The sequence below is a fragment of the Enterobacter sp. RCC_40 genome (assembly GCF_041360735.1).
Taxonomy (GTDB): domain Bacteria; phylum Pseudomonadota; class Gammaproteobacteria; order Enterobacterales; family Enterobacteriaceae; genus Enterobacter; species Enterobacter ludwigii.
Genome location: NZ_JBFUPR010000009.1, coordinates 101,605 through 112,569, shown reverse-complemented (window position 1 = coordinate 112,569; position 10,965 = coordinate 101,605). Strand labels below are relative to the sequence as shown.

Below are 10,965 nucleotides of genomic sequence, written 5' to 3'. Positions count from 1 at the left end.
CTCAGAAGTGAAACGCCGTAGCGCCGATGGTAGTGTGGGGTCTCCCCATGCGAGAGTAGGGAACTGCCAGGCATCAATTAAAAGAACCCCGTACCGTATGGTGCGGGGTTTTTTGCTTTTTGGGCTTCTTACTTCCTCCTTGAAACTTTCTCACCTTCCGCTTGCAGACTCGACATTCAGCCTGTTTCTGGGTATCGTTAGCTGTCTGGATGTCTAAACGTTTATACGTATGCTGTGAGGATATGAGGTTATGCCGATTCGGGTGCAGGACGAGCTACCAGCCGTCAATTTCTTACGTGATGAAAACGTCTTTGTGATGACGACTTCACGCGCTACAGGTCAGGAAATTCGCCCACTGAAGGTGCTTATTCTCAATCTGATGCCGAAAAAGATCGAAACAGAGAACCAGTTCCTGCGTTTACTTTCGAACTCGCCGCTGCAGGTTGATATCCAGCTGCTGCGAATTGATGCCCGTGAGTCGCGAAATACGCCTTCTGAGCATCTGAATAATTTTTACTGTAACTTCGACGACATTCGCGACGAAAACTTCGACGGGCTGATTGTGACCGGTGCACCGCTGGGCCTGGTCGAATTTAATGATGTTGCCTACTGGCCGCAGATCAAACAGGTACTGGAGTGGGCTAAAGATCACGTCACGTCCACGCTGTTTGTTTGTTGGGCGGTGCAAGCCGCCCTGAATATCCTCTATGGAATCCCCAAACAAACCCGCACTGAGAAGCTTTCAGGTGTTTACGAGCACCACCTTGTCCAACCTCACGCCCTGTTGACGCGCGGGTTCGATGACTCCTTCCTGGCCCCACACTCGCGCTACGCCGATTTCCCGGCACAGCTGATTCGTGATTACACCGATCTCGATATCCTGGCCGAAACCGAAGACGGGGATGCTTACCTGTTTGCCAGTAAAGACAAGCGCATTGCCTTTGTTACCGGGCATCCTGAGTACGATCCGAACACCCTCGCGTCGGAGTATTTCCGTGACGTTGAAGCCGGTCTGAATCCGGACGTTCCGTACAACTATTTCCCCAAAAACGATCCACAGAACAAACCGAGAGCCACCTGGCGTAGCCACGGGAATTTGCTGTTTACTAACTGGCTCAATTATTACGTCTACCAGATCACGCCATACGATCTGCGCCACATGAATCCAACGCTGGAGTAATCTTCTGCACTAAACGATCCTAAAGCGTTTCAGCTATTCACATCAGGCACCTTCGGGTGCCTTTTTCATTTCCGAAATACCACTCAACAAACAATAAAAATTTAATTTCATATTAATCAATGTGTTAAATGCATTTAATAATTAAAATGGAAATTGTTTTTGATTTTGGAAAAAATATAGATAGTCTTAATTCTGCTGAGCGAAAACTACACAACGATCTTTCGTTCGCATCGGGGGCGTGATTTTGGATCTTTGATGAGGAGCAGAGTAATGACTCAACAGGCAACGACGGTCGATGAACTGGCCTTTACCCAGCCGCATGGCGAGCAAGAACAGCAAATTTTGACAGCAGACGCTGTCGAATTCCTGACCGAACTGGTGACCCGCTTTACGCCAACGCGCAATAAGCTGCTGGCGGCACGCATTCATCAGCAGCAGGAAATTGATGATGGCAAGTTGCCTGGGTTTATTTCGGAAACCGCTTCCATTCGCCGTGGTGAGTGGAAAATCCGCGGCATTCCGGATGATTTACAGGATCGGCGCGTCGAAATCACCGGCCCGGTGGAGCGCAAAATGGTGATCAACGCCATGAACGCGAACGTAAAAGTCTTTATGGCGGATTTTGAGGACTCACTGGCGCCGGACTGGCATAAGGTCATCGACGGGCAAATCAATCTGCGCGATGCCGTGAATGGCACCATCAGCTATACCAACGAAGCCGGCAAAATCTATCAACTGAAACCCAATCCGGCGGTTCTGATCTGTCGCGTACGTGGACTGCATCTGCCTGAAAAGCATGTCACCTGGCGTGGCGAAGCCATTCCGGGCAGTCTGTTTGACTTCGCCCTCTATTTCTTCCACAACCACAAGAATCTGCTGGCAAAAGGCAGCGGCCCCTATTTCTATCTGCCGAAAACACAGGCCTGGCAGGAAGCGGCCTGGTGGAGTGAAGTGTTTAGCTTCACGGAAGATCGTTTCAACCTGCCGCGTGGCACCATTAAAGCCACCCTGCTGATTGAAACGCTGCCTGCGGTGTTCCAGATGAACGAAATTCTGCATGCGCTGCGCGACCATATTGTTGGGCTGAACTGTGGACGCTGGGATTACATCTTCAGCTACATCAAAACCCTGAAAAATCATCCCGATCGTGTACTGCCGGATCGCCAGGTGGTCACCATGGATAAACCGTTCCTGAGTGCCTACTCACGCCTGTTGATTAAGACCTGCCACAAGCGTGGGGCCTTTGCGATGGGGGGAATGGCGGCATTTATCCCAAGCAAAGATGCTGAACGTAACAATCAGGTGCTCAACAAGGTGAAAGCCGATAAAGAGCTTGAAGCACGAAATGGCCATGACGGAACGTGGATCGCGCATCCGGGTCTGGCGGATACGGCAATGGACGTCTTCAACCGCGTACTCGGTGAGAACAAAAACCAGCTGTTTGTGACGCGTGATGAGGATGCCCCAACGGCTGAAGAACACCTGCTGGCACCGTGTGCGGGCGAGCGTACGGAAGAGGGCATGCGCGCCAATATCCGCGTAGCCGTCCAGTACATTGAAGCGTGGATCTCCGGTAACGGCTGCGTGCCGATCTACGGCCTGATGGAAGATGCCGCTACCGCCGAAATCTCTCGCACCTCAATCTGGCAGTGGATCCACCATCAAAAAACGCTCAGCAACGGCAAGCCGGTGACCAAATCCCTGTTCCGTCAGATGCTGGCCGAAGAGATGCGGGTGATCCAGGACGAACTGGGTGAACACCGCTTCAGCAGCGGACGTTTTGATGAAGCCGCACGCCTGATGGAGCAAATCACCACATCCGATGACTTAATCGACTTCCTGACCCTGCCGGGCTACCGCTTCCTGGCGTAATTCACCCCACAACAATATGGAGCATCTGCACATGAAAACCCGTACCCAACAAATCGAAGAATTGAAGAAAGAGTGGACCCAACCTCGCTGGGAAGGCATCCGCCGCCCGTATAGCGCGGAAGAGGTGGTGAAATTGCGTGGCTCGGTCAATCCGGAATGTACCCTGGCGCAGCGCGGCGCGGCGAAAATGTGGGATCTGCTGCACGGCGGTGCCAAAAAAGGTTACATCAATAGCCTCGGCGCGCTGACTGGCGGCCAGGCCCTGCAGCAGGCGAAAGCCGGCATCGAAGCCATCTATCTTTCCGGCTGGCAGGTTGCGGCGGACGCCAACCTGGCCTCCAGCATGTATCCGGATCAGTCGCTCTATCCGGCAAACTCGGTACCAACCGTGGTGGATCGGATCAACAACACCTTCCGCCGTGCGGATCAGATCCAGTGGGCGGCAGGCATTGAGCCAAACGATCCGCGTTTTATTGACTATTTTCTGCCAATCGTCGCGGATGCGGAAGCGGGATTCGGCGGCGTGCTGAACGCCTTTGAGCTGATGAAATCGATGATTGAGGCCGGTGCAGCGGCCGTTCACTTCGAAGACCAGCTCGCGTCAGTGAAGAAATGCGGACACATGGGCGGGAAAGTCCTTGTCCCAACCCAGGAAGCGATTCAGAAGCTGGTTGCGGCGCGTCTGGCGGCTGACGTGCTCGGCGTACCCACGCTGGTGATTGCCCGTACCGATGCGGATGCGGCTGACCTGATCACTTCTGACTGCGATCCTTACGACAGCGAGTTCATTACCGGTGAACGCACCAGCGAAGGGTTTTATCGTACCCATGCTGGCATTGAACAGGCGATCAGCCGTGGGCTGGCATATGCACCGTATGCGGACCTGGTCTGGTGCGAAACCTCCACGCCGGACCTGGCGCTGGCAAAACGCTTTGCCGATGCTATCCACGCCAAATATCCGGGCAAACTGCTGGCCTATAACTGCTCGCCGTCCTTCAACTGGCAGAAGAAACTGGACGATAAAACCATCGCCAGCTTCCAGCAGCAACTGTCCGACATGGGCTACAAATATCAGTTCATCACGCTGGCTGGCATTCACAGCATGTGGTTCAACATGTTCGACCTGGCGCATGCCTACGCGCAGGGTGAAGGCATGAAGCATTACGTTGAGAAGGTGCAGCAGCCGGAATTTGCTGCCGGTAAAGAGGGCTATACCTTCGTTTCGCATCAGCAGGAGGTCGGGACCGGTTACTTCGATAACGTGACCACTATCATCCAGGGGGGCACCTCCTCCGTCACCGCCTTAACGGGATCGACGGAAGAAGCCCAGTTCTGAGCCGTGTAATGCCCGGTGGCACGCTACCGGGCCTGTGAACATACTCCCTCTCCCGTCGGGAGGGGGCCGGGGTGAGGGAGCATGAACAATGTCGCGTGGTCTGGAATTACTGATTGCCCAAACTATTCTGCAGGGCTTCGATGCCCAGTACGGACGTTTCCTGGAAGTCACATCCGGCGCGCAGCAGCGTTTTGAGCACGCCGACTGGCATGCGGTTCAGCAGGCCATGAAGCAGCGAATCCACCTTTACGACCACCATGTGGGTCTGGTGGTGGAGCAGTTGCGCTGCATTACCGATGGCAAAATCCCTGACGCGGAGTTTTTACTGCGCGTGAAGGAGCATTACACCCATCTGTTACCTGATTACCCGCGCTTCGAGATTGCGGAGAGCTTTTTCAACTCCGTCTATTGCCGGTTATTTGACCACCGCTCATTATCTCCTGAGCGGTTATTTATCTTCAGCTCTCAGCCGGAGCGCCGCTTTCGCACTATTCCGCGTCCGCTGGCGAAGGATTTCTTTCCCGATCGTGGCTGGGAAAAACTCCTGCATCGCGTATTAACGGATTTGCCGCTGCGTTTGCCCTGGGAGGATAAAACCCGTGATATCGGCTATATCTCTGCGCATCTCAAGGAGACCTTCGGCGAAGAGGTGCTCGGGCAAAGCCATTTGCAGGTTGCCAATGAGCTTTTTTACCGTAATAAGGCTGCCTGGCTGGTCGGTAAACTGATGACACCGTCGGCCATTGTGCCGTTTCTGTTACCCATCCATCGTACCGATGACGGTGAACTGTTTGTTGATACCTGCCTGACGACCAGCGCCGAGGCCAGCATTGTCTTTGGTTTCGCCCGCTCCTACTTTATGGTGTATGCCCCGCTGCCTGCTGCTCTGGTGGAGTGGTTGCGCGAGATCCTGCCGGGGAAAACCACCGCCGAGCTGTACATGGCCATTGGCTGTCAGAAACACGCCAAGACGGAAAGCTATCGGGAATATCTGCGCTATGTCACCACGGCAGATGAGCAATTTATCGAAGCCCCCGGTATTCGCGGCATGGTGATGCTGGTCTTTACCCTGCCGGGTTTTGATCGGGTGTTTAAGGTCATCAAAGATACGTTCGCGCCGCAGAAGGAGATGACCGCTGCTCACGTCCGCGCCTGCTACCAGCTGGTTAAAGAGCACGATCGCGTCGGGCGAATGGCGGACACCCAGGAGTTCGAGAACTTTGTGCTGGATAAGCAGCAGATCGATCCGGCATTAATGGCGTTATTACTGCAGGAAGCGCCGGCGAAAATCACCGACCTGGGTGACAAAATTGCCATCAGCCATCTCTATATCGAACGCCGCATGATCCCACTCAATATCTGGCTGGAGCAGTCCGAAGGTCAGGCACTGCGTGATGCCATTGAAGAATACGGCAACGCTATCCGTCAGCTTGCCGCTGCGAATATCTTCCCGGGCGACATGCTGTTTAAAAACTTCGGGGTCACCCGTCACGGGCGGGTGGTGTTCTACGATTATGATGAAATTTGCTATATGACTGAGGTGAATTTCCGCGATATACCGCAGCCCCGCTATCCGGAAGATGAACTGTCCGGCGAGCCGTGGTACAGCATCTCACCGGGAGATGTCTTTCCTGAGGAGTTTCGCCACTGGCTGTGCGCTGACCCGCGCATCAGGCCACTGTTTGAAGAGATGCATGATGACCTGTTTCGTGCCAGCTACTGGCGGGGCCTGCAGACGCGCATCAAGAATGGGCATGTGGAAGATGTGTATGCCTATCGCCGCAAACAACGGTTTTGCATCCGATATGCGGTGTAATGCCCCCTCTCCCGACGGGAGAGGGATTCAGGTGCTCCCGATGTTATCGAATCCCGCCATACGCCAGCGTGACCTCTTTCGCCGCCTTAATCACCAGCGCACCTAACTCCGTGACGCGGTCATCGGTCATACGGGAAATCGGTCCGGAGATCGAAATGGCGGCAAACGGCTCGCGGTGCTCGTCAAAGATGCAGGCCGCAATGCAGCGCAGGCCTAACGCATGCTCCTCGTCATCAAACGAATAGCCGCGCTTGCGGGTCAGGGCCAGATCTTCTTTCAGATGTACCGGTGAGACCAGCGTGGCGTGGGTGTAGGCGTGCAGCCCTTTACGGTGCAGCAGCCCGGTGACCTGCTCTTCGCTGAGCTGCGACAGAAATGCTTTCCCCGCCCCGGAGGCATGCATCGGCAGCTTGCCGCCAATCGGTGCCGACATACGCATCAGCTGGGTGCACTGTACCTGGTCGATGATAATGGCCTGATGGTCGCTCTGGTCGAGCACGGCCAGGTTTACCGTCTCGCCGGAATCTTCCATCAGCTTGCGCAGAATAGGGTGCACAATCGCCAGCAGGTTGCGGCTCTGCAGGAAGCTGCTGCCGACGATAAACGCATGTGCGCCCACCGCCCAGTGTCCCAGCTCGCCCACCTGGCGCACAAAGCCCAGCTGCTGCATCGTGGTCAACAGTCGATGGGTCGTTGAGTTCGGCAGGCCAGCCTGCTGTGCCAGCTCTGTCAGGGCCACGCTGCTGTGCGACTCGGCTATCCATTCCAGCAGCTTCAAACCGCGCGTGAGCGATTGAACCTGTCCGCCCTGAGAGGCGGCGGTGGTGGCAGCAGGTTTTCTGCCGCGTTTAGCGGGAACGGTCGTGACCATGACGAACTCCTTTTTCTGTATCGTGGAAATCATTTTCGTTTTATTTGGTGATTTTGCAACCGTTATCCTGACTGATCGGATGAGTGATAGTGAACATGTCTCATGTTACCGCTGTGTGACTTTTACACCCTGCGAGATTGTGCCAGTATGGACTGCTGGCCTTTTGGCCTGGTTGAGCGTTGTCGGGAGCAAGTGTGAGCAGCAAAGTAGAGCAACTGCGTGCGCAGTTAAATAAACGAATTCTGGTGCTGGACGGCGGCATGGGTACCATGATCCAGAGCTATCGTCTGAGTGAAGACGATTTCCGCGGCGAGCGTTTCGCCGACTGGCCATGCGACCTCAAAGGTAACAACGACCTTCTGGTGCTCAGTAAACCGCAGGTCATTTCGGCGATCCACAACGCGTATTTCGAGGCGGGTGCGGATATCGTCGAAACCAACACCTTTAACTCGACAACCATCGCCATGGCGGATTACCAGATGGAATCCCTGTCGGCGGAGATAAACCTTGCCGCGGCAAAGCTGGCCCGCGCCTGCGCTGATGAATGGACAGTCCGTACGCCGGACAAACCGCGCTACGTGGCCGGGGTGCTTGGCCCGACCAACCGCACCGCGTCGATTTCACCCGATGTGAACGACCCGGCCTTTCGTAACATCAGCTTTGATCAGCTGGTGGCGGCATATCGTGAATCGACCAAAGCGCTGGTGGAAGGCGGTTCCGATCTGATCCTGATTGAAACGGTATTCGACACCCTCAATGCCAAAGCCGCGATTTACGCGGTGAAAGAGGAGTTCGAGGCGCTGGGCGTCGACCTGCCGATCATGATTTCCGGTACCATCACCGACGCCTCTGGTCGTACCCTCTCCGGCCAGACCACAGAAGCTTTTTACAACTCCCTGCGTCACGCTGAAGCGCTCTCCTTCGGCCTGAACTGCGCGCTGGGTCCCGATGAGCTGCGCCAGTATGTGCAGGAACTTTCGCGCATCGCTGAATGCTATGTCACCGCACACCCGAACGCCGGCCTGCCGAACGCCTTTGGTGAATACGATCTGGATGCAGACACCATGGCGGCGCAAATCCGCGAGTGGGCCGAATCCGGTTTTCTGAATATCGTCGGTGGTTGCTGCGGTACCACGCCAGAGCATATTGCCGCGATGAGCAATGCGGTGGCGGGTCTGCCGCCGCGTCAATTGCCTACGCTGCCGGTTGCCTGCCGTTTGGCCGGCCTTGAGCCGTTGACCATCGGTGACGACAGCCTGTTTGTGAACGTCGGGGAGCGGACTAACGTGACCGGTTCGGCGAAATTCAAACGGCTGATTAAAGAAGAGAAGTACAGTGAAGCGCTGGACGTGGCCCGCCAGCAGGTTGAGAGCGGTGCCCAGATCATCGACATCAATATGGATGAGGGGATGCTCGACGCCGAAGCGGCGATGGTACGCTTCCTCAACCTGATTGCCGGCGAGCCGGACATTGCCCGCGTGCCGATCATGATTGACTCCTCTAAGTGGGAAGTCATCGAGAAAGGGCTGAAGTGTATTCAGGGTAAAGGCATTGTTAACTCCATCTCGATGAAAGAAGGCGTTGATACCTTTATCCACCACGCGAAGATGGTGCGCCGTTATGGTGCCGCCGTGGTGGTGATGGCCTTCGATGAAATGGGCCAGGCCGATACCCGGGCGCGCAAAATTGAGATTTGCCGCCGCGCATACAAAATTCTGACCGAAGAGGTGGGCTTCCCGCCGGAAGACATCATCTTCGACCCGAACATTTTCGCGGTTGCCACCGGTATTGAAGAGCACAATAACTACGCGCAGGACTTTATTGGCGCGTGTGAAGACATCAAACGCGAGCTGCCGCATGCGCTGATCTCCGGCGGCGTATCGAACGTGTCATTCTCCTTCCGCGGTAACGATCCGGTGCGTGAAGCTATCCACGCCGTGTTCCTCTATTACGCTATCCGTAACGGTATGGACATGGGGATCGTTAACGCCGGACAGCTAGCCATTTACGACGACCTGCCGGCGGAACTGCGCGACGCCGTAGAAGACGTGATCCTCAACCGGCGAGATGATGCCACCGAGCGCATGCTGGATCTGGCCGAGAAATACCGCGGCAGTAAATCCGATGCATCGGTAAACATTCAGCAGGCGGAGTGGCGTGCCTGGGACGTGAAAAAACGTCTGGAATACTCACTCGTCAAAGGAATTACCGAGTTTATTGAACAGGACACCGAAGAGGCACGTCAGCAATCGACGCGCCCGATTGAAGTGATCGAAGGGCCGCTGATGGACGGCATGAACGTGGTCGGCGATCTGTTTGGCGAAGGCAAAATGTTCCTGCCGCAGGTGGTGAAATCCGCACGCGTCATGAAGCAGGCGGTGGCCTATCTCGAACCCTTTATCGAAGCCAGCAAAGAGAAAGGCTCCAGCAACGGTAAAATGGTGATCGCCACCGTGAAGGGCGACGTGCATGACATCGGTAAGAACATTGTGGGCGTCGTACTGCAGTGTAATAACTACGAGATTATCGATCTTGGCGTGATGGTGCCGGCGGATAAAATCCTCAAAACCGCGCGCGAAGTGAATGCTGACCTGATTGGACTTTCCGGGCTGATTACCCCGTCGCTGGACGAGATGATCAACGTGGCGAAAGAGATGGAGCGTCAGGGCTTTACCATTCCATTGCTGATTGGCGGGGCGACAACGTCCAAAGCGCACACGGCGGTGAAAATCGAGCAGAACTACAGTGGCCCGACGGTTTATGTGCAAAACGCCTCGCGTACCGTGGGCGTCGTGTCGGCATTGTTGTCTGCCACCCAGCGCGATGATTTTGTCGCGCGTACCCGCAAAGAGTACGAGACCGTGCGTATTCAGCATGGCCGTAAGAAACCGCGGACGCCGCCGGTGACACTCCAGGCCGCGCGCGATAACGATCTGGCGTTTGACTGGGCCAGCTATACGCCCCCTGTGGCGCATCGTCTGGGCGTTCAGGACGTTACTGCCAGCATTGAGACGCTGCGCAACTACATCGACTGGACACCGTTCTTCATGACCTGGTCACTGGCGGGCAAATATCCACGCATCCTTGAAGATGAGGTGGTCGGGGAAGAAGCCAAACGCCTGTTCAACGACGCCAACGAAATGCTTGACCAGTTGAGCGCGCAGAAAAGCCTCAACCCGCGCGGCGTGGTGGGCCTGTTCCCGGCGAACCGTGTGGGCGACGACATCGAAATTTATCGCGACGAGACCCGCACGCACGTGCTGGCAGTAAGTCGCCATCTGCGCCAGCAAACCGAGAAAGTGGGCTTTGCTAACTACTGCCTGGCCGATTTCGTTGCACCGAAGCTTTCCGGGAAAGCGGATTATATCGGGGCGTTTGCCGTGACCGGGGGTCTTGAGGAAGATGCGCTGGCGGAGGCGTTCGACGCGCAGCACGATGATTACAATAAAATCATGGTGAAAGCGATTGCCGATCGTCTGGCGGAAGCCTTCGCAGAGTACCTCCACGAGCGCGTGCGCAAGGTGCACTGGGGCTACGCGGCCAATGAGAATCTCAGCAACGAGGAGCTGATCCGCGAAAACTACCAGGGGATTCGTCCGGCTCCGGGCTATCCAGCCTGCCCGGAACACACCGAAAAGGGCACTATCTGGACATTGCTGGATGTAGAAGCCCATACCGGCATGAAGCTCACCGAGTCTTTCGCCATGTGGCCTGGGGCATCGGTGTCCGGCTGGTATTTCAGCCATCCCGACAGCAAATACTTCGCCGTCGCGCAGCTGCAGCGCGATCAGATTGAAGATTACGCCCTGCGCAAAGGTATGAGTGTCTCAGAGGTTGAACGCTGGCTGGCACCCAATTTAGGCTACGACGCTGACTAACGTCACTTTTCC

At 55.5% G+C, this 10,965-nt stretch carries 6 protein-coding genes; 5 read left to right on the top strand and 1 reads right to left on the bottom strand.

The features are described 5' to 3' along the window. Positions 1 to 250: 250 nt before the first annotated feature. The 4 genes from metA to aceK all read left to right on the top strand — a co-directional run bounded on the left by metA (position 251) and on the right by aceK (position 6,204). On the top strand, positions 251 to 1,180 hold the full coding sequence (gene metA, locus AB6731_RS21475) for a homoserine O-succinyltransferase (RefSeq protein ID WP_014168174.1): 930 nt from the start codon (positions 251 to 253) through the stop codon (positions 1,178 to 1,180). Positions 1,181 to 1,450: 270 nt separating this feature from the next. Next, entirely contained in the window at positions 1,451 to 3,052 is a 1,602-nt protein-coding gene (aceB, locus tag AB6731_RS21470; RefSeq protein WP_371006782.1) for a malate synthase A, read from the top strand. Positions 3,053 to 3,083: 31 nt separating this feature from the next. Then, positions 3,084 to 4,388, top strand: a complete 1,305-nt coding sequence (gene aceA / locus AB6731_RS21465; RefSeq protein WP_020882864.1) for an isocitrate lyase — start codon at positions 3,084 to 3,086, stop codon at positions 4,386 to 4,388. An 88-nt stretch (positions 4,389 to 4,476) separates the two neighbouring features. Then, entirely contained in the window at positions 4,477 to 6,204 is a 1,728-nt protein-coding gene (gene aceK, locus AB6731_RS21460) for a bifunctional isocitrate dehydrogenase kinase/phosphatase (RefSeq protein ID WP_371006781.1), read from the top strand. 43 nt (positions 6,205 to 6,247) lie between these two features. Here the strand turns inward: aceK and iclR are convergent, their stop codons facing one another. Next, the gene (gene iclR, locus AB6731_RS21455) at positions 6,248 to 7,075 is read right to left on the bottom strand and encodes a glyoxylate bypass operon transcriptional repressor IclR (protein WP_020882862.1); all 828 of its coding nucleotides are present in this window, start codon (positions 7,073 to 7,075) and stop codon (positions 6,248 to 6,250) included. A gap of 194 nt (positions 7,076 to 7,269) precedes the next feature. Between iclR and metH the strand changes: the two genes are divergently transcribed. Continuing rightward, complete coding sequence (metH, locus tag AB6731_RS21450) at positions 7,270 to 10,953, top strand: methionine synthase (protein ID WP_371006780.1); 3,684 nt, start codon at positions 7,270 to 7,272, stop codon at positions 10,951 to 10,953. Positions 10,954 to 10,965: the final 12 nt, after the last annotated feature.